Genomic DNA, 23,359 nt, shown 5'->3' with positions numbered 1-23,359 from the left:
CCGCTGCCCCGGACGCATCAGCGCTGCGCGTGGATGCGCATGCCGAGCGCCCGGCCGTTCACCCGCTGGTCGTGCGAGGACGACCTATCGCTGTCGGCAACCGGTCAGGAGCACATCTGCTGTTCCGGAGCGCCGTACGATACCGGCCGCCGATCGGTGCAGGTGCTCGAGCACGTCCTCTACATCCACACCGACCAGTCGGCCGCCCCGTTTGACCACCCACCCGTCGACGATGACCGTGTCGACGTTGCTTGTGTCCATCAATTGGACGATGGCGCCGGGCGCGTGATTGACCGGGCCCGCGTTGAGCGTGCGTGCGTTCAAGACGATGACGTCGGCTCGTTTGCCCGGAGTGAGCGAGCCGACGAGATGGTCGAGATGAGCAGCCTGGGCTCCGCCGAGCGTCGCCATCCGAAGGATGTCGCGGGTCGATACCGGCGACACCCTTTCCGGCGCTTCACCCACCAGTGGCGGGATTCCGCTTCGTTGCAGCAGATACGCCGTGCGCATCTGCGAGAAGAAGTCCACGGGTGCGATGCTGACGGCATCCGTGCCGAAGCTCACCGGGATCCGGTGATCGAGTGCGGCTTGCAGCGCAGGCTGCCCCATCGCGAGGGACTGTTCGGCGACGGCCGAGACCGAAACCTTGCCACCGGTACGCTCGATCACCCGCCACGCCGAATCCTCCAGGCCGAGGCAATGGATGTAGGTGATCCATGGCCCGAGGAGTTCTCGCGTCTCGAACTCTTCGAGTGCACGCCCCCAGTTGACATCGTTGACATGCGCGAAGACGGGCAGCTGCAGTTCTTTGGCGAGTTGGAACAGGTCTTCATCGACGTGATAGCCCAACGCCATGCGGACAAGATCGCCGTCCCTCGTCGCGGCGGTCTGTTGCAGGCGATGGATGTCTTGCGGATGGGCGTACGACGGCGAGGGTTCATGGTCACCGAAACACGGCGAGAAACTGAAAACACAACGGATGCCGGAGCGGCGGATGCCATCCAGCGCCGCGTCGGTGTGTTCAGGAGTGTAGGAGCATTGCGAGGTATCGACGACGGTCGTGGTGCCCGCTGCCAAATTCTCCAGCGCTCCGCCGAACTCACCCCAGTACACGTCCTCGGGCGTGTACTGATGGAACAGTGCGTCGGCACCGAAGCGCGACTGCAGGAAATAGTCGGAGTCCAGCGCATCGGACCAGTACGACCGTAAGGCGGTCTGAAACATGTGATGGTGTGAGTTCACGAACCCGGGAAGGACGATCTTCCCTTCGCACTCGACCACCGTGCCGCCGTCGGCGCCCAGATCCGCTCCGACACTTGCGATCCTGCCGTCTTCGATGAGCACGTCGGCGCGTTCGTAATCGCCGAGATCGGCATCCATGGTGAGAACGATCCCGCCACGCAACAGCAGTCGACTCCCGGTTGTCATCGCTCGTCCACCACCATCGCTTGATCCCAGCCGCTACCGGTAGCACCCGAAGCCCGACGCCGACAACGAGTCGTGCCGTACGGCAAGCGGTGTAGCGAGAGCGTTCGGCCGTCCAAAGTTCTCCTCCAGTTCGGATACAGCAGGGCAGTTGCGTGATGCTCCACGGCCCCTCGGCCGAACCGTGCGTGTCGACCGAAGGAAGGGTGAGGGCGAGCCGAGGGGGCAACGGAGGTCATCCATGCCGGTCAGCACCGGCGAGTTGCCCGGACCGGACAGCCGATGCGGTGACTCGCCGACCCCTTGGCCTCCGGTCGTCCTCGCGAGCGCAGCCCAACTATATCGGCAACAGTGTTACCGATACAAGTATCGGCGACGAAAACAGTTCGCCGCGAACGAGGAGTCGGCTACGACCGTCGCTCGGCGGCCACATCTGCACTGCCTACAGAAGCGCCTCGGCCTTCTTCAGGGACTTGTCGAGCGCGCCGACCAGCGATCGCTTGAACATGCCCCCCATCGGCCCGTCGATCATTCCCCCCTCGATTTTCGCCGTCATGGCGACAGTGGTGCCCCCCGACTCGGCCCGAAGATTGACGGCCAAGGCCAGCTTGACGCCGGCCCTGGTGATTCCGTCCAGCACGAGGGAGTGCGGCTCCGCCACATCCTCGACCGTCCAATCGATGGAGATCGGCATATTCATGACCGTCGCAGCCGCCGTCACCGCATCACCTCTGGTGACCTGATTCGGGACGTCACTCTTCCACGTCTTGTGAATCATCAACCATTCACTCCAGCGGTGCAGATCGCAGAGGATCGCCCAGACCTCCTCCGGTCGGGCCCCGTACCTGGCGTTCACTTCGACAGTACGCATGCTGATCACCCTCTCCTCGAACTTGGATTATCGGCAACACCGTTGCCAATATGACTGTGGGTTCAGAGGGTAACGGACGCACCGTCTTAGGCGCGATGCGGGGCGTCTGGCCTCCACCTTGCCCGTCGGCAGGACCGATGACCGACCGCGCCGAGCCGGCATGTCGACGAGGCTCCTCCCTGCTGCTTGCGGTCGGGCCATATAGGTCACTAGTTTCATAGTCAGATAGTTGAATAACAATGGATGCGTGTCCGGCCGTCCCGGAGTCGCCTATGCGCCACGAAAGGTCCCCTATGGGTCACTACAAGAGCAACGTCCGCGACCTCGAGTTCAACATGTTCGAGGTCCTGGATCTCGATGCAATCCTTCGATCCGGCAGCTTTGCGGGATTGGATTCGGACACGGTCCGCTCCATGCTCGTCGAGGCCATGCGACAAGCCGAGGGTCCGGTCGCCGCTTCTTTCGCCGATGCCGACCGCAATCCGCCGATCTTCGATCCGGACACGCATTCTGTCGCGCTACCGGACGACTTCAAGAAGTCGGTGCGGACCTGGCAGGACGCGGAGTGGTTCCTCCTGGGGCTCCCCGACGAACTCGGGGGGACTCCGGCGCCGTGGATGGTGACCTGGGCGATCAACGAGCTGCTGCTCGGCGCCAATCCCGCCGTCTTCTTCTACATGCTGGGGCCGGTGATGGCCGACGTGCTGTTCCGGGTCGGTAATGACGAGCAGCGACGGTGGGCGAAGATCGCGATCGATCGACGGTGGGGCGGGACGATGGTGCTCACCGAGCCGGACGCCGGATCCGACGTCGGGGCCGGCCGCACGAAGGCGGTGAAGCAAGACGACGGCAGCTGGCACATCGAAGGCGTGAAGCGGTTCATCACCGGAGCCGAATCGGACGACCTGGCGGAGAACATCTTCCACCTCGTTCTCGCACGGCCGGAGGGAGCTGGACCGGGCACGAAGGGTTTGAGCTTGTTCTTCGTGCCGAAATTCCATTTCGATTCGCACACAGGCGAACTGGGCGCCCGCAACGGCGTGTTCGTCACCAACGTCGAGCACAAGATGGGTTTGAAGGCGTCCGCCACGTGCGAACTCACCTTCGGCGGCCACGGCGTTCCGGCCAAGGGCTGGCTGGTCGGTGACGTACACGACGGGATAGCCCAGATGTTCAAAGTGATCGAGAACGCGCGAATGTCGGTGGGTACCAAAGCGATCGCTACACTGTCCACCGGCTATCTCAACGCGCTCGAGTACGCGAAGACCCGAGTGCAAGGCCCCGACTTGACCCAGATGGCCGATAAGACCGCCCCGCGGGTGGTGATTCTCCGCCATCCCGACGTACGCCGCAGCTTGATGATGCAGAAGGCGTACGCCGAGGGGCTACGCGCTGTTTACATGTATGCCGCCGCGCACCAAGACCCCGCCAGCGCCGAGCAGGTGTCCGGTGCCGGCGCCGACCTAGCTCGCCGGGTCAACGACCTGCTGCTACCGGTCGTCAAGGGCGTCGGCTCCGAACGTGCGTACCAGCTTCTGACCGACTCGCTGCAGACTTTCGGCGGTTCCGGTTTCTTGCAGGACTACCCGATCGAACAGTACATCCGCGACTCCAAGATCGACTCGCTGTACGAGGGCACCACCGCTATCCAGTCCCTGGACTTCTTCTTCCGCAAGATTGCCCGCGACCAGGGCGTCGCCATGACCCATCTACTGGGCCGGATCTCCGACTTCCTCGAACGCGACAACGGTGACGCAAGCCTGAGCGATCTGCGCATCGTCCTGGCAACGGCACTCGGCGATGTACAGGCCATGACCCAAACCCTGTTCGGCTACCTGATGGCCGCCCAGGAACGGCCGAGTGAGCTGTACAAAATCGGATTGGCGTCGGTGCGGTTCTTGACGGCGTTCGGTGACCTCATGATCGGATGGCGACTGCTGGAGCAAGCCGAAGTCGCGCTCGCCGCCCTCTCCGGCGAACCATCCTCCAACGATCGCGACTTCTACGAGGGCAAAGTGGCGGTTGCCGACTTCTTCGCCCGGACTGTCCTGCCGGATCTGACCTCCGCGAGGCGATTCGTGGCATCTGTGACAGCAACGCTGATGGACGTGTCTGACGGCGCCTTCTGAGACCGGACGGAGACGAGTTCCGTTCGGCTCCTCCCATCTCCTGCTTGCCGCGGCCATTCCACTATCGTGTGCCCAGACCTTGGTGCGAGGCAGTCTCGTGATCAGCGTTGCAGACCCGGCAGCGCCTGGGAATGTGGAGAACGTTCACGAGCGCGTCTCGACAGCGCCGCGGTCGTTTCGATGGTGGTGCGGATTCCGGGTTCGGACAGTGCGGAGTCGGCGATCGAGGACCGAGAGCGCGAACTCGGCCCAGCGAGTATTCTCCTGCTCGAAGCAGATACCCCGCATGAGTGTGAGGTAGGGCCCGACTCGTTCGGCCTCGGCAAGGTAGTCCTGCTCGCTCCGCCCGTCGAGCAGGCGGGTCCGTAGGCGCTCGTACCGCGCGAGCTTGGCCGCCGACCACTCGAGCCGCTCGGTGAGGGCGGCCCGCACAGCGGGGGCGTCCTCGGTCTCCATGCCCTGCACTTTGACCATCATCTCGTCACGGATCGCTGTCGGCTTCGACGGCGCCTCGATGAATTCTCGCAATGCGGCATGTCCGGCCTCGGTGATGACATGGACACGCTTGTTCGGCCGGCGTTCCTGCTGCACGACCCGAGTCTCGATGAGCCCGTCGGCCGCCATCCGCTCCAGCTCCTTGTACAGCTGCTGCGGCGTGGTCATCCAGAAGTTGGCGACCGAGGCGTCGAAGCCCTTGGCGAGGTCGTATCCGGAGGCCTCTCCGTCCAGCAGGGCGGCCAGGACCGCGTTGCGTAATGCCATTACCACAGGTTATCACCCATGACTATTCAACTTATTGTCCATATCTGGCCGACGACGTCGTCTTCCCCGATGGGCAAGGGGTTCGAGCAGATCAAGACCGAGGCCACCGCCGAACCACAGCGTCAAGCGGTGGCGCGTGAGCGACTACGACGCGATCGTCGTGGGTGCGGGCAATGCCGGGATGACCGCCGCGGCGATCCTGAACGGGCCGGGGGTCCGAACCTTGCTAATGGAACGACACAACGTTACGGGACCGAGGTACTCCAGCACGCAACGGCGTGGTTCGCCGACCACGGCGTCACCATAGAACGAGTACTCTCCGACAACGGGTCGGCCTACCGGTCCCACGCCTGGCGCGAGGCCTGCGACGAACTGCGCATCACCCACAAGCGGACCCGCCCCTACCGGCCCCAGACCAACGGCAAGATCGAACGCTTCCACCGCACCCTCGCCGACGGCTGGGCCTAGGCCCACTTCTACCAATCGGCCGAACACCGCAACCAAGCCCTACTCGGCTGACTCCACTTCTACAATCACCACCGAGCCCACTCCGCCATCGGCGGTCAGCCACCGGGCACCCGACGGACCAACCTCCCCGGACACCCCGACTAGTCCAGGTAACGTTGGGCCGACGCCCTGTGCTCGACACCCGACCTGACTCCGGACAGATGTTGATATTGATCGGGGTTCGCGGCCGTGTGAGCTGCGGCTTGTTGCGGGGTGGTCGAAATTTGCGCACCAACTCGATCTTCGTAGTGGTACACGTGGACATCCAACATCCACACCCCGTGGCTAACGCAGGCGGGCGAGCAGAGTCTTCATCTGATGCTCGCATTGTTGTTTTACCTCGTCGCTGGTGAGGTGACCGGCGCGATCGCGCACGGTGAAGGTAACAGTCGCGAAGAGGTTTCCGTCGGCGACGTCGATCTCGGTGCTGAATTCGTGAGGCTTCGAGTTCAAACCTCGCTCCCGCAACACGGCAAAGGCTTGCACCCCCGAACCCACATCGCCGATGCTTTCGGTCCTGACTGCGGCACCGACCGCGGCGCGGGTGATTCTGTCGAACTCGGCATGCCCACCGGCCGGGTCGAGCGTGTAATCGACCCGCATCTGCAACGTAGCTGTGGCATCGACCCCGGCGAAATCGGCCCGGCATTCCAGGTGGCTGTCGGTCACATCGCCGGCGACGAGCTCTGCGCCCGCCGGGGGCTCCGTCTGCCGCATGCTCTGCTGGTCGATCGCGGACAGGTCCAATGCCGCACAGGCGTGTGGAACCTTGCCCGGCCGATATTTCACAGCTGCCGTCGGCTGCACCGGTACGACGAGGTTCGGCTGATAGGGGCTGCCGGGGTGGTAGCCGGTAAGGACGAGTACGGCGGTCGCCACAGATAGGACGAAAACCGTGGCGGCGGCGCCGACCATGTACCAGGGCCGTGCGCTGCGTGTGGAAATCGGCATGTCACGCGAATCATCTGTAGTCATCGCAACCTACCAGCGGCGGTTCGAAGCTGCTGCTCGCACAGGTCGGCCAGGTCGTGGGCACTGACCTCCGCCGATATGAACAAGTGGAATCGGATCTCAACCGAAACGTTGCGCTGGATCAGCCCCGCCTCGCATCCGCGCCTCGTGATGCCCAAGCCTTCGACCGAAGCCGACAGGTACGCGTCCTCGCCGATACCGGGTACCGTTCGTGTGACGATATCGGTCCCGGAGCGCCCCAACGCCAGTGTGCGTGCTCTGTCGTACTCCGGGCGCAGATGGGTCGTCTTGGTGGGCCGGTCGGACACCTGCACCTTCAGATCCACGCTAGCGTGGTCCAACTCGACACTGTCACAGGAGAGCCTTACCGGGGGTGCGATGTCGATCTTTCCGGGTACGGGCGGCTGTTTCGCAGGGCCCGCGACCCGCTCGAAAAGCGGCAGATCGATCATGGCGCAAGGGTTTCCGAGACCACCGACGGTATACAGTGCGGGCTGGTCGGCTGTCCGCACCCAGGCCGTTATTCCCATGGCGACGAATATGACAACGCCGGCGATCCCGAACGCCGCCGTGATGACCCTGGGCAGCCGGTTGCCCAGATCGGTACGCCGCACTGGCGATTGCGGTGTTATAGGGCCGGGATCGGACGAGCCGTCCGATTCGGCGGACTCACCGGATCCAGAGGGCATCCCCACCTCCTGATGATCGCCGCGTCGCGTTCCAGATCGTCATGTTCCTCCTGTCTCGGTTGCCTGCCTCGCACAGCAGCACTTCGGGCACCGAGCGGTCGCCCCAACGACGAGGTTCGGCGGTCCACATCCCGTGGTCGCACAAACCGCCGCTGTCGCTTCAGCTTTGCCGCATCCGATTGTTCGCCGACGGACTTAACGGGCACTTGTAATCCCCATAAAGCTCCCCGATCATCGGCTCCGATCGGAAATGTCATCGGCCACGACCTCCGCACCGCTCACACAGATCAGGAATCACCGAGCCGTGAGGTGGGTTCAGCCACAGCTGGTGATCCACCGGAAACCACCCTGCCCTCGTGACCAGGGCGATCGATGGACATCAGCCGGGTACGGGGCAGGCTCCGACTCTGCCCATTGACGTGTAATCCGTTGACCAACAAGAAATCCACGAGCTTTTGTCACCGGAACTGGCTACTGCGATCCGAATGCACAATGGTGCCGGCCGGTACACGCAGCGCAACCGCGCTCCGCAGTACCGACACCGCGAGTGCGGCGGTCATGCGGTCGTTGATGGAGTAGCCGACGATCCGGTTGGAATAGCAGTCCTCGAGGACCAGGGGATAGCTCAGTTGGGGGCAATTCACGGGCGAAGAACGCTGCTGCCCGACGCGGAATCTCGTCTCCTGCTCCACGGTGGGCTCACTCGGTGCTCGCTCGAGCGAGCGCTTCATCGGCGAGCGCTACCGCCGCCTCGGCCGGCGCGTACGCGGCCAGCGCGGCGACGAGGTCACGGATATCGCTGCGAATCGAGGGTGCCAGCCGGGCGTGGCGGGCGACGTCGAGCTCGTTCGCGATGGTCAGGACGGCGAAATCACGGAGTTCCGTTCCTCCGATCGTCTTCGAGCCGCCGTTGAACCTGTCGGTCACGGGCAAGGGCCGTCGGCCGAGCTCGCGGTAGGTGCGCGAGCGATCGCATGCGCCGTAGAGGTACACCAGCGCCGCCGCGTCGGGGCCGATGACGTGATCCAGCCGCCGGCGATCCGTGCTCGGCAGCAGGGCATGCGGCAACCCATCGGTGCCGAATGACGCGTGGCAGATCGACGCCAGCCGGGTTCGTGGCGCCGAGTTCCATTCGACCGTGAGGGCGTGCACCCGGCGAAGGTGCTCGAACAGGGTCCCCCCTGGATGATCGATCTGTTCGGCGCCGAGCGCGCGCTGTAGCTCGAACGCGCGGCGGACGACGTCGTCGGTTCCGAGCCACTTGGTGGCGTGCGCCGAAACGATGCGCGCGAGTTCCGCCGGGGCGTCGCGAGCGATCAGGTGCCCGGCGTCCGGTACGCGGGTAACGGTGACACGCCGGTTGGCCATGCGTAGCCGGTCCACGTCGGCGTCGCCGAGCGGAGACCGCGGTCCTCCCCGCACGAGCAGGATGGGCAGGTCCGATGCCGCGATGATCGCATGGAGTTCGGAGCGGGACGCGAGAATGTCGTCGGTGAGCTCGGTCTCGCGGGCGAGGAGTCCGTGGTCGTCGAGCCAGCGCCGGGCGCGATCCGCATCGATATCGGGGACGACGTCCACGAGCACGAGGCCGGCGACACGCTGCGCGACGGACGGCTCCGCGAGGGCGGCGACGGCGGCGAGCCCTCCGAGGGAGGCGCCCACCACGACGATAGGCGCCGGTTCGCGAACCACCATCTCGACCACGTCGTCGGCGATCGCCCGCAATGTAGTCGCCCGCCCGGAGCTCTCGCCGTGCCCGCGCAGATCGTAGGCCACCGTCCGCAGTCCGCACACGGTCATCCCCGCCGTGACCGGTGCCCAGACGTCGCGACGCTCTCGGCCCGCGTGAAGCAGCAGAACCGTGGGGCCCGCGCCGGTCACCGTGGCTCGAAGTGTGACGTCGGGGAGGGTGAGGGTCATGTCTGTCATCGCTGATTCACCTCCGTGCCGAATCCCCTTCTCAGCACCATGATTTCGACCATCAACGTACCCTCTCCGATCTACCTTGAGTCATCAAGGTAACGATACTCAGCGACACCTTGGCTAGTCAAGGTAAGATTCCGAGGTGACCAATTCGAGAACGCGCAGACCACCGGACGAAGCCCGTCGGTTGATCCTCGATGCCGCGGCTTCGCTGCTGGCCGAGGGAGGCGTCCCCGCTGTACAGGTGCGCGCAGTGGCAGCGCGGGTCGGCATGACCGACGCCGGCGTCTCGCATCACTTCGGCAATCGCGAGAAGCTGCTCGCCGAACTCCTTCGCCATGGTGGACGCCGGCTTCGAGCCGCGCTCCACGACGTCATCGCCGCATGGCTGGAGCACGGCACCGACGTCCTCGAGCTCGTCGAATCGCTCGAGTCCGTGTATCGGGGCGGCTACGGCGAACTCGCGGTGGCGCTGCGCGCGGCGGGTTGGCGCGACCCCGGTGGCGGCATGCTCGACCCGGTCGTCGACGCCCTGCATCGGAGTCGGCCTCCCGGAAGTTCCCTCGACGAGACACGACTCGCGGTCGCCGCCCTCCACCAGGCGATGGCAACCGAGCCCCTCTACGGCAGCGATTTCCGTCGGAGCGCCGGCCTCACCGGCGCGGCAGCGCAAGACTCGACCGCTCACCTGCGCTGGTGGGCAAGCCAGCTTCAACGCGCGCTCGACATCGAACCGGCGCGCCATTGACCCGAGCGGCAGTCAACACCCCCCCGGAATCAAGAGTGGCCACCACCAGCGCCTTGTCCCAGTTCCGGACGAGAGGCGAGCTTGCTGGAAGCCTTGTCGAGGAAGATCGGCTCGCACTCAGCGACCGCAAGGGCGTCATGCGGAGCCTCGGGAGCTGATCGCGGGTGGAGATTTCGAACACGAACCTGCCGACCCAGCCCCGGCCGGAAGCGAGAAACCTCACCCGATGAGTACGAACCGCCCATCACAGGCTATTGTTGATCAAGTGCGTGACATGTCACGCCAAGCGTCGTAGATCGCATTCGCTTCGCAACCAGCGCTTGCCGCATCCGCTCTTCTTACGGCGATCGATTTTGCCCATCGGCAATCTCGCCACTTCGTGCCCCCGGCGCGGACCCGGAAGGTCCACAGACGGCTCGGGCACCACCTGATGTCCGAAAGGCACCGCAACACCTATGAGTTCTGCTGACATCTCTTTCACCGCGCTCGGCGTGAGCGCACCGCTGGTGAAGGCGTTGACTCGCGCCAAGATCACCGAACCTTTTCCGATCCAGACCGACACCCTGCCCGATTCGCTGGCCGGACGCGACGTGCTGGGCCGTGGCCGGACCGGCAGCGGCAAGACGCTCGCCTTCGCCATCCCCATGGTCGACCGACTCGGCCGCGGTCTCGCCGGTAGGCGCGCACCGAGCCGCCCGACCGGCCTGGTGCTGGCGCCGACTCGGGAATTGGCCACCCAGATCACGGCCGCGCTGGAACCCCTCGCCGCGGCCTATCGCATGACCGTCACCACGATTTTCGGTGGGGTCCCGCAGAACCGCCAGGTCCGGGCGCTGCGCGCCGGGGTCGACATTGTCGTCGCCTGCCCCGGCCGGCTCGAGGATCTGATGAACCAACGTCTGATCTCCCTGGATGCCGTCGAGGTCACCGTGATCGACGAGGCCGACCACATGGCCGACCTCGGGTTCCTGCCAGGCGTGACCCGCATTCTCGCGGCCACCCCGAATGACGGTCAGCGCCTGCTGTTCTCGGCCACCCTGGATAATGGCGTCAACAAGCTGGTCAGCCGCTTCCTGCCGGATGCCAAGCTGCATTCCGTGGATGAGGCGAACTCCCCGGTCGCCGCCATGACCCATCACGTCTTCGAAACTGCGAGCGTCGAAGCCAAGCGCGAGGTCGTACACCGGCTCGCCTCGGGTTCGGGTCGGCGAATCCTCTTCATGCGCACAAAACATCAGGCTCGCAAACTGGCCAAGCAACTGACCCTCGCCGGAATTCCGGCCGTCGATCTGCACGGCAATCTCTCGCAGAGCGCCCGCGACCGCAACCTCGCGGTCTTCGCCGCCGGTGATGCCCTGGTGCTGGTGGCGACCGATGTGGCCGCCCGCGGCGTGCACGTCGACGGTGTCGAGCTGGTCGTGCACGTTGATCCGCCCGCCGAACACAAGGCGTACCTGCACCGCTCGGGCCGCACCGCGCGGGCAGGCAACTCCGGTGAAGTGATCACCCTGGTGCTGCCCGGCGAACGACGCGACCTGGCCGACCTCATGCGCAAGGCCAAGATCACTGTGACCCCGCAACGAGTCACCGCCGATTCGCCCGTGGTGGCCGAGCTCGTCGGCACGATCGCCCCATTCGTCGCGCCCTCCTACAGTGAGCGGGCGGCACGTGAAGACGACCGCCGCAGCAGCGGCGGACCGTACCGTAGCAGCGGCGGATCGCGCCAAAGCAATGGCGGAACGCGCAGGGGCAGCGGCGGAACGCGCCAAGGCAGCAGCCGTCGCAACGGCAGCGCGGCGCAAGGACAGGCGCGCGCCAAGACGCGCGCTCACTCCACGCGCGGAACGGCCGCATAGCGCCGGTTTTCGGTCGCTCCCCCCGGGGCCAGCCTATGCCGAGATCGCCGAGGCGCTGAGCCTCGCCGGCGAACTGCCGGGCAGCGAATGCTGTTGAACGTGGTCGATGACACCGGTACTGGCGGGCAACCCCGCCGGTACCGGTTCGTCCAACGGTTCTGATCATGCTCCGACCACCACCACGACAACAACATGGCCGAACACTGTGTGGTTGATCGGGCCCAGTGGTGGTGATCCCGGTCAGATCTGCACGTCCGACAACTGCTTGGCCGGGGGGTGGCCGGGATTACAGGAAGTCATCGATGTGAGGCTGATCAGCCGAGCAGCATGCGAGTGGACGACTCGATTCCGGACTTCACGCCACAGCTGCGTATACGAATTGCCTTTTTACCGTTGTGCGTAGGAAGCGTCGGCAGTACGGGAGTTCGCGGATCCGCCCGGCCGCCCCTTACCGCCGGAGTTGGTCCATCGCGCGGCGGGTCTGCTGTTCGGTGATGCGCTGGATGTCGTCGAGGTCGGCGGGAGTGTCGGGTGCGGCGCCCTTGTCGTCGTCGAATCGGGCGCGGATGGTCACCTCGATTGCGAGGTTGTCATCGAGGACGCCGACCTCATATTTGATCCAGGTAGTCCCGCCGTGCCTGATGACCTCGCGCCCGAAGTACGCCTCTTGCCCGAAATTCGGCAGGTCACCGTGAGAAGTGGTCTCGGTGATGTCGGTCTTCCGTGTCCAGAAGTCTCTCGCGGCCTCATAGGCGATGCGGGCTTTCCATTGGGCGGGCTCTACCGAGGCGTCGACGGAGATCGATGCCGATCGAGCCGAGCCGGGCGGAGCGCTCGATTCGGTGCACGATGTGTCGACCAGAGAGTTATCTCGTGTGGTCCTACTGTCGCCGGTCCATTGTTGTAGCACCGAGCCGTCGATGAGAGAGCACGGATCCGTGGCTTTTTCGGCGGCGTAGGTCCACCTCGCCCAGGGGAGTTTGCCGGTTTTGGCCGAGTGCAGTGCGATAAAGGCGCCCGCTGCGGCAGTGGTGAATGCCAGTCCCAGGATCAGCAGGATGATCCATAGTCGGCGGCGCGATGCACCGGGCGCCGCCATCGGCGGCGTGACAGCATGCCCCGGCTGTGGGCTGTAGGGGTGTTCGGTGTGTGACATCGGGGATCCATTCGTCTGCTGCGTTCCTACGCTGTCACGATCGTCGGTCGAACTTATGACGCTCTTAAGGCTGGGTTGTCACATCGGCCTGTGTGCTGCCCGGCCTGCGGCGCACAACACTGCGGATCCCCACCCTCTCCGAAGCCACCGCCATCGAAGCCTCGGCCTTCTTCCGCGCCACCGCCTCGAGTGTCGTCATCACGGCACCTTCGCGGCGCTTATGGACCGAGTCGCTGTCCAGGATCAGGTAGAACTTCTCACCCGGCCATCTGGCCCGCAGGGACTCGAGGAACGCCAGGAACTCCGTCCACCGTTTCCGGTCGCGGATGCGGTAGTACAGCTGCGCAGGGCGCAGGTCCAGCGCACCGAACATGTGCCGCACGCCCTGGGTGCGGTGGTAGGTCGCCCGCAACCGGGCTGGCCGTCCTGTCCTCGACACCGACGTAACTTGCTCCTGGCCAACGTATTTCAGGAGCGGCGCAGTAGTGTCACGCTATAAAATTCCCGTCATGTCGAAGTATCTGATCAGTGGGGCGATGATCGCGGTCTTCTCCTTCGGCGCGGCTGGTACGGCGGTGGCTGATGAAACCGTTGGCTACTACCCCACTCACGGAGCTTGTGTCGCGAATGGGGTGGCTAAATTCGGTCAAGAAGGGCTGGGTAAGACCTGGTTCTGCCGTCGAACTGGTAATCAGTTCGAACTGTTTCGCCGCTGAGGGGATTCAGGATCGGGGGTGGTTCCGCACCCCCGACGAGATCGATGCCGCCGCGCCCGACCGGAGACCGATGGGATCTCTAGGGGACCGACTACCAGTCGGCAGCTGTTTCAGACGCTGCAACGTGCTGACGGGGCCGCTATCTCGCCGAGTCGACAACCCATCCGCGTGGTCTCGTGCATCGAGTGTCGGCGCAGTTCCGACATGGCCGACCCGGCGCTGCCGCACCCTCCCTCACCGGGAGGGCTTGCCACCCGATCTGCTCAGGAAACTCCCGCGGCCCGCGCCAACTCCTCGTCCGCGAACACCCGCGTCGCCACGAAACCCCCGATCTCCAGCCCACCGACCGACCTCATCAGCAGCCAAGCAGAGCAGTTACAGCTTTCGCATCCAACCACTGCCGACTGTGCTGACTCATAAGGTTCGTTCCACGGTGGTGCTCTCGAACGTCAACTGCCCGAAAGCCGCACCGCTCACGTGCCCAGCCGCCCCTGATCCGTGCGAATCCACTCCGAGGTTCCGTCCGGGTGACGATGGAACTCCCAGGCGGTGTAGTCGCCGTCCTTCTCCACCACCTTGACGTGATCGGCGAAGCCGTCGTGATCGACGTCGGTCCACACCTGCATGGCATCGTCGCCGGTGATGGTCATGCTGTCGAGCAGACCGTCTTGGTCGATGTCCTGGGTGGGATGGTGCAGTTCAACGGCGCCGAGACCGCCTAATTCGGAGTGCGCGTCGATATGCGGGAGGTCCAGGCCCGGCAGATCACCCGACGTGACCATGGCCCCTGCTTTCGGACACCATGCCTTCGAAGAACTCGGCCAGCATCGGCCCAGACTATCGAGGTCTTGGCCGCCATTCAATAGCAATGGCTGTGCCAGCACTGCGGCCTGGCTCCTGACCCCGCCGCCGCGATCGTGTTCGTCGACGACAGCGGCTACTGCCTCACCCCTGCACCGCTACACCCGCACTGCGCGGAGACGTCGGCCATCATCGACGTTCGACCCACCAGTGGGTTGACGGTTGACGTGCCCGGCAACGGCACCCGACCTTCGAGGAGGTCGGGCAGTCGGAAATGTCCCAGTCACACCCGATCCACTCGCTGCTTGCCCCTACTCGCACGGGATCGTCGGTGAAATGCCACAGCTACCGCCAAACCATGACCTGCCCCCGAAATATGGGGCAGCACAGATGAATTGGCGGCTTCGCGGCGGAGGTTACGATGGGCCGCACGCGATGCGACCTCCAAATGAGCGTGTGTCGGCCAAAACTGTCGGTCAACTCAGCGTTGGCCGACCACGTCGGCGCCGGGAGATCAGCGGAAAACCGATGCGGTCGCGCATCGCCCAGCGTGAGACGAAGGGAAGAGACCTGATGCGCGTCATGGTCGGAATCCTGGCGGCGGCAAGCCTCCTGTTGGCGGGCTGCGGTGATTCCGAGGAGGGGCCGCGCTCGCAGGGCGTATCGGGGAACGGCCAGTCGCTGGCGTCTGTGAGCGACGAAGAGTTGTGCGCGATGGTGAGTTCCGCGACGATCGAGAAGGCATTCGGGCAGCCGTTCCCACTGCGCGCGCCGAGCGTGAATACGCTCGACCTGCCCGACGCCATCACCTGCTCATACCACCCGGAAGCATTCGCGAACGCCACCGGGTCGGCGCTCCTCGAGCTGCCGAGTGTCGAAGTCGCGGCGGGTGCCCCCAAGACTGATACGGCCGCTGCGGCATTGGCGTCCTACATGATCGATGCGCGGAAAGCGCCGGTGCGCTATCAGCCGGTGAACGGCTTGGGGACAATCGCCGGATATGCCGGTTCCGAACTCGGTGTCGGCCTGTACGGGGGAAGCCACCTCGCGGTCGTTCTCGAAATCAATGACACGTTGATCCAGGCGGTTGTACAGGGACATCCGAATGCCCGTGTGGAGCAGCTCCGCCCGATCGCCGATGAACTCATCAAGGGACTCGAGGCGGCCCTGCGATGACAAGTAGCAGCCCTGGGCGGATGGCTGGTATCGCCACCGCAATCGGCATTGCGATGGTCGCGGCTGGATGCACCGCGTCGAACTCGGATTCTGTTTCGTTCGCGACTACTTCGACCACGGCGCCGACGACTATCAGTGCGGCCCCGAACATTGTCGAGAAGGGCGATTGCCTGCGGGAGGGAACGAACGAATTCTTCGAGGTGCCGTGTAACAGCCCGGTCGCCACCCATGTCGCGCTCGAACGATTGCCCGGAGCCGATGCGGACTGCCGCCCCGTGCCGGGCGTGTACCACACGTATGTGGATCACACGGGAGGTCTGTCGACGAAGGTCTGTGTCGGCTTCGCCGGGCGCGATCCAGCGAAGGGCATCAACGTGGCGCAAGTCGGTGACTGTGTGATCCAGGGCGAGGGAGTCAAGGGAGAACAAGTCCCCTGCTCGTCCCCTGGTGCTTTCCGCATTCTGGCCCGTTTCGACAACGCCGTCCTGGCGCAGCAAACCTGTGCCGGCGTGCCCGGCACCGACAAGATCTCGGGATGGCGGCTGAAGATGGTCGGATTGGATCTCAACCCGCCGGGCAAGGGCATCTTCGACGTCGTCTTCTGCCTTACACCATCACGATGAGGTCATCGGTTGACCTCTCCTTGATACGCACCGCGGCTGACGGGATCACTGTGTCGCTATTTGCGACGACCGGGGTCCCCATGACATGGCGGCGCGGTTCCTCGGGTCGACACCCCGGAAAGACGGATCAATCTTCCCGGGGCCCACTTCCGGACATCCCTGGCCTCGGATGACTTGGGGGATGGGAGCTTCGGCGAGCAGCGCGCAGGCATCGAACAGGAGCGGCGGCCCGCAGATGCCGGGCACACTATTCTGCGCCCGCGAACCAGCCCTGGGCGCCGCTTCAGGCTCCGAGATCGGCGGTGGCGCGGAAGTCGCTGGGGCGGATACCCCGATGCCGCTTGAACGCCGCGCTGAACCCGAAGGCGTCCGCATAGCCGACGGCCTTCGCCACCTGCGCCACGGTGAGACTCCGGTCGGCCAGTAGTTCCTCCGCCTCATCCATCCGGCATTCGGTGAGATATGCCAGAGGCGACTGCCCCATGACCTCGGAGAACCGCCGCGCGAACAGTGCCCGTGAGACCCCCGCCGTGGCGGCCAGCGAGGCGACCGTCCAACCGGCGGCCGGCTTTCCGTGCATGGCCTCGAGTGCCGGCCCGACCACCGGGTCGGCCGGCCCGCGATACCAACCGGGCGCGTCGGCGTCCAGTCCGTCGAACCAGTCGCGCAGCGTGCACACCAGCGCCCAGTCGAGCAGCCGGTCCATCATCGCCTGCGCTCCGGCCGGACGCCGAGCCGCATCCGCGGCGATCGACTCCATCCACGCGCACACCTCCACATCGTCGGACACGACCAGGGCGGGGGGTAACGCGCGCAACAGTCGTTCGTGGCGTCGGCCGGACGCCCGATAGGCGCCGACGATCAGAGCGGTCTCACCGGCGGGGTCGCTCCCCCAGCGCCCGCCGTCCAGCACGGGATGGCATTTCGCGTCCGGCGCGAAGCAAGCGACCTCGTATTCCTCGTGCGGCAGGCCGACAGTCTCCGCGCGGTCGACAAGGACGAACGCCTCCGGGCCCCGCACTACCGCGGTGTCCCCCACCGCGATCCGACGCTCGAGACCACCCGGCAGCAGCAGTGTTCCCCCACCGCGCAACACGGTGACCATGGTCAGCGGCGCCTCGTCGGCGAACCGGATGCTCCACGGCGCTTCCAGGACCGCGGTGGTGAGCACAGCTCCCTCGGCACGGATACCGCCCAGCAGTTTGCTCAATGGATCCACATCAGCAAGCGTAGACGAACTCCTATCCAATGTAGATTTTCACCCATAGATCGTCCATCGCCCGGGGTGTGGAATGAAACCAGACCACACAACCGATCGTCCGAAACTTCGGACGCGCAAGGGAGGCCCCGTGCAACACAATCCGACCGCAGACACCGCGACCACCCGCACCGCGCTGGTCGTCGTCGCACACCCCCGGCCCGATTCGCTGACCGCCCATATCGCCGGACTGGCCACCCGGCGGCTCGCCGGGGCCGGCTACCGGATCGACCTGCTGGACCTGCACGCGGAGAATTTCGATCCCCGGATGACCGCCGCCGACCTCCCGGATTGGGGCAACCGTGAGAAGACATACTCCCCCGAGGTCGAGGTCCATATGCGGCGCGTCCTCGCAGCCGACGTGATCGTCGCGGTGTTCCCGGTGTACTGGATGCAGGTCCCTGCGATTCTGAAGGGCTGGATCGACCGAGTGTGGAACTACGGATTCGCTTACGGCCGCAGCAAACCTCAGCTCGCGGGCAAGCGGATACTGTGGCTGGGTCTGGCCGGCGCGGCAGATGACGACGCGGTCGTCGAACTCATGCAGGATGCGCTCGGCGCGCAACTCAACGACGGTATCGCCTACTACTGCGGCTTCACACAGTCGTCGGTGGGACTATTGCCCGGCGCGGAAGAAAAGCGGCAGCGCCTGGATGCCGCGGGCAATCTGATGCTCGACGAAGCCCTCACCGGCGCGGTTCGCGAAGCACACTATGCGGGCTTCGAAGACCGGGCGCTGGGCTTCGTCGAAAATTTCCTCGCCGCCGACCGGGTTCCGGCCTGACCCCGGATGGTCGGCGCCCGGCACTGGGCGCCGACCATCCGGAGCACTGCGCCAGCCGCGATCGCCGCCTCTGTTTCGGCACTCATACCGGCCCCGGTGGCAAGGACCGCGACTTCTGGGGCGCGATCTCACCGAAAGCACAACGGCCGATGGAAGCGGAAGCCGCACAACTGGCCACGACGCGTGGATTACTCAGCCGCACAACCTCATCAGCGGTAGTCAGAGACATCGATGACCATCAGATGTTCATCACCGACGGCGTAGACCCAGTGTGCGTCCGGCGACATAGCGAGCATTCTCACCCGACTACCGGTGCTGAGGCTGCCGACCCGAGAACGAGTGACAAGATCGATGACGTCGATACCGGCAGGGGTTGTGTCACGCGATTTGAGCGGACCGCCGAGAAAGGCGTACCGCCCATTGGGCGTCACCACCATGTCCTCAGCGAAGCGGTACACATGGTACGCGCCGAGCGGAGCACGACTTCTTGTGTCGTAGAACTCGATGTCGCCGCCCAGCATCGAGAGCAGCGTTCCGCCATCCGGGCTCACTGCGAGCGAGTCGGCCGGGGATGACTGCGGGATCAGACCGAGATAGGAGTTGGAAGCTGTGTCGATGATCGACAAGCCTCGTGGTCCGCTGGCGTACAACCTCGATCCATCGGGTGCGGGGACCAAGTCGGTGAGGTAATCGGTCCCATCCTCTTCGATGGTGATGGTGGTGATCACCGCCAACGCTCGAGGGTCGATGACCGCGAGACGGACATCTGCGGCCGTGACGTACACCGTGACGTACACCCGGGTACCGTCACGAGACACAGCAACGTCTCCCACTGACGACCGCCGGACCGGCACCGTCCCGACGATGCGGTGCGTCGCGGTGTCGACGACCACCACCGAACTGAGTGTTGCGACATAGACCTGCGTACCATCAGGGCTGACCACGAGTTGCCACGGCTCGTCCGGGAGTGACACGGTGGCCGCGACGGACAGGTCCGCGACCTTCAAGATCGTCAGAGACTTGCTTCTGTGGCCGGCCAGGAAGATCTTGCTTCCGTCCGGGGCCACCGCGATGTCATTGGCTCGGGGTATGCCCACCTCCCCGGGCCGAGCCACGCCAGACGGCTCCGAGGCTCCGGCCGCATTTCCAGGCGCTCGCCCCGTGGACGAATCGTGACTCGAGCCAACGAGCAACGCCCCCACCACGACCACCACTGTCAGCACGGCACCTGCGGTGAAGGCCGCGACGAGCAATCCGCTGTGCCTCGAGACTTCGGCGCCACGGTCGGAATCCGGCGGCGCGGCAACCGGCGGCGGGAAGCCGGTCGACCCGGCATCGGCCGCCGCGGCGGTCCGATGTGCTGCCTGCACGACAGTGCCGCAGAGTTTGTCCGCGAAAGTCTGACCTCGCGCGTCCCACAGCGGCCACAAATACCCCAGACAGAACGGCAGAGCGTCGGTGACGTGGGCGACCTGACGCACGAACGCACGACCGACCCCGACTGGCGCACCCGAACGCGCATCTACCAGGCGCAACCCCACCGCCTGCTTGCCCAGACTCTGCCCGGTCCGTCCGGGCCGGAATGCCAGGTTCCAGAAACCAGCGGCCGCAATCGACAGCAGCGTTACCGGAACCAAGACCACGGTAATGCCGCGAGTCCGCCGCAACGCCTCGGCATACCCGAGCGAGCCTCCGTTGCCCGCAAGGTCTTCAGGTGAAGGAGCCAGCGCCCCATGGGTGAAACGCATCATGGCCACCGCCACGACAGACACTACGCACAGGAAGATGCCATCGATAACAGCAGCGACGAACCTCGCAGGCCAGGAGGCATAGCGGTGCGACACCGGGTACGCGGGCTCGGCCGATCCGAGAGGCGGTTCGGCAATCATCACTCATGGTTCCTTATCGCTTCATGGCTGTCGAAGATCGGCATACCCCGCGACCGGCGACTCGTCGTCGTAGGACATCGGTGGGCCAGTCGGTTGCGAGCAGGCTGCGGACCAGGTCTTCGGCGCGTGCAGCCGGCCCCTCGGCACCGAATTCCGCCACCGTGGTGTACACACCCTCCATGATCAGCGGTCTACACCCGTCGCCCTGATTCCTTTCCCATAGAGAAGGTTTCGGCCGACCTGGAGGACATGCTCCCGCGTCTCCGTGCCAGTACGGCGTTTCGTCACCATGCGAACAGACTACTGTGATGTTAGGGATCTTTCCCTAGCGTTCAGCAGTCCGGCCCTCGGGTGCCGGAGCGCCGGTCTCCACAAGCCGACGACCGCCTTGCCGGACCCGCTCGGCCCACGCCGGGCGCGACCCCGGCCGAGCCTGCTCTCCACCGAACTCGAGCTGCGCCGATTGGTCCAAGATATCTTGTGCCACTTGAGATCTGTGGGACGATTCTCGGCAACCTGGTGATCTGCGAGGGGGTCGGATGCGTGTCACCGCAGTGTTGTCCGCGATCGGCGCGGTAGGTGTCGGTGTCCTTTGCGCCTGCGCCGCAACCGATCCGGAGTCGCCGAACATTCCGCCCACGAATACCGTGCAGGCGAGCACATCGATCGCGTCCGTGACTCCAGGAGACCCGGCCCCTGAAGCCACCTCATCTGCCTATGCGACACGGAGAATTGTTCCTCTTACCGCGGCGCCTCCGGCGGCGCAGCAGAACGAGGGGGAGGGAGCGGTCGGTCCGACTGTGCCACCGGCGAACACGCCTCCCCTGCCGAGCACTACGGTCTCCAGTGTCATCCCGACGACGCCGCGGGTAGACCCCGGGCCTAGCCGATCAGGTGTGGGCATCGAAAGCGGGACACCTACCGCGACGCCGACCAAGACCGCGCCTCCCCCGACTTCCGCACCGGAGCCGCGTCGGTGATCACGACCGATCTCGGGCAGACCTCCCGCGCCGACGAGCAGCAATCGGATCTTCCGCACGGGCTCCGCCTCGTGTTGTCGGCCGCGGGTGCGATCACCTCGCAAGCGCTGGTCGTGACAGCGATGCTGTACTACTTCGGACAGGTGTACACGCGAACCTGGTTCGCGCACTTCGGGATCGACGTGGGCATGCTCGGCTATTCGATTCCTGATTACGTCGTGCGCAGTATCAACGGCGCTTACTGGCCCGCCTTGCTGGCTCTGCTGGCCGCGGTGGCGCTCGCCGGGCTTCGGCCGATCCCGATACTCGTCGCGGTCCGAACGCGGCGACCACGACGCACGTTGCGCCGCTGGTTCCTGTTCGTCGTCATACTCGGAGTGGGCTTGCAGGCTGGAGTTGCCATCGGAATCCTGCTTCGTGAGCGGTTGCCGGCGGCGATGAGTCACTATCTGCCGCTCATGCTGATCTCCGGCGCGGCATTGCTCGGCTACGCGATTGCGCTTCGGATGTGGCATCCCGTCCAACTCGGCCCCCGCCGACGCCGACGCGATCGCACAACGGACTTGCCGTGGGTGACCGTGCTGGCTCTACTGGCCATCGGCTTGCTCGGAGTCATGTGGTCGGTCGGCGGCTATGCCGCGGCACAGGCGAGCCAGGATGCTCGCACCGCTGAGACCACCCACTTCGCCGACCGCCCGCTGGTGTTGTTGTTCAGCGTCGACCGGCTCGCCATCGAAGGCGGCGCCTCCCGCGTCGACCCGATCACCGTGCCCGACGAGAAATTCCGATACGTCTACAGCGGCCTGACGCTGCTGGTTCGGACGCCCGATCGCTATTTCTTGATCCCTTATGACTGGAAAGCCAAGCGCGATCGCGTATTCATCATCAATACCAGCGACAACATTCGAATCGACATCGCCCGTCATCCTTGATCAGTTGTCATACGACGCCACCCGCTGGACCGGACCGAAGGGCGCGAATGAACGACACCTGGTACGAGATCTACCTTCCTTCCAGTGATCTCGACACGACGGACGGTCCTCTCACGGGGACGCGACCCCTGTCGAACGACAACACGCCGCTGAGCATTGCGGTGGCCCCGGCCGATCCGGAGCCCGTGCCCTTCGGCAGTCGGAGCGCCCTCGCTCTCGATCTGTTCCTCCACGGCAGCGCGGGGTCCGTCGACGAGGACCTGCAGCACTACCTCGACGACCTCCGAGAACGACGGCAACACCCGATCGAGTTCGACAGCCGGGGATTCGCGCGGATCGGCTCGATACGCCTGATCGTCTCGCCCCGGGCCGAGCGCGATCCCGACTACGCCTGCCTGTCCTTCTCCGCCACGAACTGGTCGATGGCGCTCATGTTCTACCGTTCGGACAATCTGCGGGACATGTTCGTCGGCCTCACCGAGGCGTTCGGCGGGGTGTGCTGTGCGTGGAGCATCGCGGGTATGGACGCCATCCAGGTCTGCTGGCTGGCCGGACAACTTCTCGATCCCCCGATCGCGGTCCCCGAGGGCGGCCCACCGGTGGTGCGAACCCTCCTCGCCTCCGTCAGGCGGGACGAGCCCAGGTGAGGTCGGATGGGGCCCCTCGAGCCGGTGCCGCCCTGCTGGGCACGCCCGGGCACCGGGTTACCGAAGAAGCGGAACCGCCACGGTCCGAGGATGGTTCGCCCCATCATCAGCTCGCGCTACAGAAGCTCGATCCGACCGGGCTCGGGCAGCGCGTCAGGGGGTTGGTCCGTATACCAGGCGTACTCGATTCCGCTGAGCCAGCCGTTCTCGACCCACAGAATGACCTCGCCGATCGGTGCTCCGTTGCGGTCGGTGACCGCTCCGTCGGCGAAGATGCCGTCCGGCGAACCGGATGCTTGCACGGCACCGGGGCGCACCGCCAGATCGACACTAGGTGAACCGACACCCCACGTTGCGACGACCTGTGAGTACGGCACCTGCGTCAGATATTCGGAGGCGCCGGGGGCGTTCGACGACAGCAGCCTGGTGACGACGCTGATTTCCAGGTCGGTCAACGCTCGGGGCGGATCCGGTGTGCTACTCATCAACCTCCTCGTTCTCGAGCTACATCATGT

General features: G+C 65.1%; 22 protein-coding genes and 2 pseudogenes. 11 read left to right on the top strand and 13 right to left on the bottom strand.

Features of this window, described 5'->3' with window-relative positions; all coding sequences use genetic code 11:
- Nucleotides 1-84 precede the first annotated feature (84 nt).
- Nucleotides 85-1,380 carry an amidohydrolase family protein gene (locus tag ABZ552_RS22155; protein WP_281918376.1) on the bottom strand — a complete coding sequence of 432 codons (1,296 nt, stop codon included), beginning with the start codon at nucleotides 1,378-1,380 and terminating at the stop codon, nucleotides 85-87.
- A gap of 487 nt (nucleotides 1,381-1,867) precedes the next feature.
- Nucleotides 1,868-2,296: an SRPBCC family protein gene (locus ABZ552_RS22150; protein ID WP_281880224.1), complete on the bottom strand. Its 429-nt coding sequence runs from the start codon at nucleotides 2,294-2,296 to the stop codon at nucleotides 1,868-1,870.
- A gap of 293 nt (nucleotides 2,297-2,589) precedes the next feature.
- Here ABZ552_RS22150 and ABZ552_RS22145 point away from each other — a divergent pair, with 293 nt between their 5' ends.
- Nucleotides 2,590-4,425, top strand: a complete 1,836-nt coding sequence (locus tag ABZ552_RS22145; protein WP_357439420.1) for an acyl-CoA dehydrogenase — start codon at nucleotides 2,590-2,592, stop codon at nucleotides 4,423-4,425.
- Between the two features lie 144 nt (nucleotides 4,426-4,569).
- Here ABZ552_RS22145 and ABZ552_RS22140 read toward each other — a convergent pair whose 3' ends face one another.
- On the bottom strand, nucleotides 4,570-5,187 hold the full coding sequence (locus tag ABZ552_RS22140; protein ID WP_357439417.1) for a PadR family transcriptional regulator: 618 nt from the start codon (nucleotides 5,185-5,187) through the stop codon (nucleotides 4,570-4,572).
- 181 nt (nucleotides 5,188-5,368) lie between these two features.
- Between ABZ552_RS22140 and ABZ552_RS22135 the strand changes: the two genes are divergently transcribed.
- Both ABZ552_RS22135 and ABZ552_RS22130 read left to right on the top strand, forming a co-directional pair.
- Entirely contained in the window at nucleotides 5,369-5,494 is a 126-nt protein-coding gene (locus tag ABZ552_RS22135; protein ID WP_357439554.1) for a hypothetical protein, read from the top strand.
- A pseudogene (locus ABZ552_RS22130) lies at nucleotides 5,446-5,799 on the top strand (integrase core domain-containing protein); the annotation flags it as partial. The gene ABZ552_RS22135 and the pseudogene ABZ552_RS22130, both read left to right, overlap by 49 nt.
- Before the next feature lie 180 nt (nucleotides 5,800-5,979).
- Here the strand turns inward: ABZ552_RS22130 and ABZ552_RS22125 are convergent.
- From ABZ552_RS22125 to ABZ552_RS22110, 4 genes and pseudogenes are all read right to left on the bottom strand, one after another.
- Complete coding sequence (locus ABZ552_RS22125; RefSeq protein ID WP_357439415.1) at nucleotides 5,980-6,645, bottom strand: hypothetical protein; 666 nt, start codon at nucleotides 6,643-6,645, stop codon at nucleotides 5,980-5,982.
- 20 nt (nucleotides 6,646-6,665) lie between these two features.
- The gene (locus ABZ552_RS22120; RefSeq protein WP_357439412.1) at nucleotides 6,666-7,355 is read right to left on the bottom strand and encodes a hypothetical protein; all 690 of its coding nucleotides are present in this window, start codon (nucleotides 7,353-7,355) and stop codon (nucleotides 6,666-6,668) included.
- Between the two features lie 394 nt (nucleotides 7,356-7,749).
- A pseudogene (locus ABZ552_RS22115) lies at nucleotides 7,750-7,966 on the bottom strand (DDE-type integrase/transposase/recombinase); the annotation flags it as partial.
- Nucleotides 7,967-8,054: 88 nt separating this feature from the next.
- Nucleotides 8,055-9,284 carry an alpha/beta hydrolase gene (locus tag ABZ552_RS22110; RefSeq protein WP_281880218.1) on the bottom strand — a complete coding sequence of 410 codons (1,230 nt, stop codon included), beginning with the start codon at nucleotides 9,282-9,284 and terminating at the stop codon, nucleotides 8,055-8,057.
- Nucleotides 9,285-9,465: 181 nt separating this feature from the next.
- Here ABZ552_RS22110 and ABZ552_RS22105 point away from each other — a divergent pair, with 181 nt between their 5' ends.
- Nucleotides 9,466-10,026 (top strand): helix-turn-helix domain-containing protein, encoded by a 561-nt coding sequence (locus tag ABZ552_RS22105; RefSeq protein ID WP_357439409.1) that lies wholly within the window; start codon nucleotides 9,466-9,468, stop codon nucleotides 10,024-10,026.
- Between the two features lie 455 nt (nucleotides 10,027-10,481).
- Entirely contained in the window at nucleotides 10,482-11,882 is a 1,401-nt protein-coding gene (locus ABZ552_RS22100) for a DEAD/DEAH box helicase (protein ID WP_357439406.1), read from the top strand.
- 448 nt (nucleotides 11,883-12,330) lie between these two features.
- Here ABZ552_RS22100 and ABZ552_RS22095 read toward each other — a convergent pair whose 3' ends face one another.
- Together ABZ552_RS22095 and ABZ552_RS22090 are read right to left on the bottom strand one after the other, a co-directional pair.
- Entirely contained in the window at nucleotides 12,331-13,038 is a 708-nt protein-coding gene (locus ABZ552_RS22095) for a hypothetical protein (RefSeq protein ID WP_357439404.1), read from the bottom strand.
- Nucleotides 13,039-13,102: 64 nt separating this feature from the next.
- Nucleotides 13,103-13,477, bottom strand: a complete 375-nt coding sequence (locus ABZ552_RS22090) for a hypothetical protein (protein WP_357439402.1) — start codon at nucleotides 13,475-13,477, stop codon at nucleotides 13,103-13,105.
- A gap of 70 nt (nucleotides 13,478-13,547) precedes the next feature.
- Between ABZ552_RS22090 and ABZ552_RS22085 the strand changes: the two genes are divergently transcribed.
- Nucleotides 13,548-13,754, top strand: a complete 207-nt coding sequence (locus ABZ552_RS22085; protein ID WP_357439399.1) for a hypothetical protein — start codon at nucleotides 13,548-13,550, stop codon at nucleotides 13,752-13,754.
- Nucleotides 13,755-14,227: 473 nt separating this feature from the next.
- Here the strand turns inward: ABZ552_RS22085 and ABZ552_RS22080 are convergent, their stop codons facing one another.
- A complete protein-coding gene (locus tag ABZ552_RS22080) occupies nucleotides 14,228-14,536 on the bottom strand; it encodes a DUF6802 family protein (protein WP_043701241.1) in 309 nt (102 codons plus the stop codon).
- A 547-nt stretch (nucleotides 14,537-15,083) separates the two neighbouring features.
- Between ABZ552_RS22080 and ABZ552_RS22075 the strand changes: the two genes are divergently transcribed.
- Nucleotides 15,084-15,731, top strand: coding sequence for a hypothetical protein (locus tag ABZ552_RS22075; protein ID WP_357439396.1), 648 nt, complete (start codon nucleotides 15,084-15,086; stop codon nucleotides 15,729-15,731).
- A 20-nt stretch (nucleotides 15,732-15,751) separates the two neighbouring features.
- Complete coding sequence (locus ABZ552_RS22070; protein WP_357439393.1) at nucleotides 15,752-16,354, top strand: hypothetical protein; 603 nt, start codon at nucleotides 15,752-15,754, stop codon at nucleotides 16,352-16,354.
- A gap of 283 nt (nucleotides 16,355-16,637) precedes the next feature.
- Here ABZ552_RS22070 and ABZ552_RS22065 read toward each other — a convergent pair whose 3' ends face one another.
- Nucleotides 16,638-17,573, bottom strand: coding sequence for an AraC family transcriptional regulator (locus tag ABZ552_RS22065; protein WP_281880207.1), 936 nt, complete (start codon nucleotides 17,571-17,573; stop codon nucleotides 16,638-16,640).
- Nucleotides 17,574-17,703: 130 nt separating this feature from the next.
- On the opposite strand from ABZ552_RS22065, the gene ABZ552_RS22060 reads away from it, so the two are divergent.
- Complete coding sequence (locus ABZ552_RS22060; protein WP_357439390.1) at nucleotides 17,704-18,396, top strand: NAD(P)H oxidoreductase; 693 nt, start codon at nucleotides 17,704-17,706, stop codon at nucleotides 18,394-18,396.
- Between the two features lie 209 nt (nucleotides 18,397-18,605).
- Here the strand turns inward: ABZ552_RS22060 and ABZ552_RS22055 are convergent, their stop codons facing one another.
- Nucleotides 18,606-20,285 carry an RDD family protein gene (locus ABZ552_RS22055; RefSeq protein ID WP_281880967.1) on the bottom strand — a complete coding sequence of 560 codons (1,680 nt, stop codon included), beginning with the start codon at nucleotides 20,283-20,285 and terminating at the stop codon, nucleotides 18,606-18,608.
- Between the two features lie 976 nt (nucleotides 20,286-21,261).
- Between ABZ552_RS22055 and ABZ552_RS22050 the strand changes: the two genes are divergently transcribed.
- Complete coding sequence (locus ABZ552_RS22050; RefSeq protein WP_281880204.1) at nucleotides 21,262-22,197, top strand: hypothetical protein; 936 nt, start codon at nucleotides 21,262-21,264, stop codon at nucleotides 22,195-22,197.
- A 47-nt stretch (nucleotides 22,198-22,244) separates the two neighbouring features.
- Nucleotides 22,245-22,844, top strand: a complete 600-nt coding sequence (locus tag ABZ552_RS22045) for a hypothetical protein (RefSeq protein WP_357439386.1) — start codon at nucleotides 22,245-22,247, stop codon at nucleotides 22,842-22,844.
- A 116-nt stretch (nucleotides 22,845-22,960) separates the two neighbouring features.
- Here ABZ552_RS22045 and ABZ552_RS22040 read toward each other — a convergent pair whose 3' ends face one another.
- Nucleotides 22,961-23,329, bottom strand: coding sequence for a hypothetical protein (locus ABZ552_RS22040; protein ID WP_281880201.1), 369 nt, complete (start codon nucleotides 23,327-23,329; stop codon nucleotides 22,961-22,963).
- Between the last annotated feature and the right edge of the window lie 30 nt (nucleotides 23,330-23,359).

The organism is Nocardia sp. NPDC019219 (assembly GCF_040632645.1).
Classification (GTDB): domain Bacteria; phylum Actinomycetota; class Actinomycetes; order Mycobacteriales; family Mycobacteriaceae; genus Nocardia; species Nocardia sputorum.
Note: the sequence above shows the minus strand (reverse complement) of the source record. Positions and strands in the feature narration are given on the sequence as shown.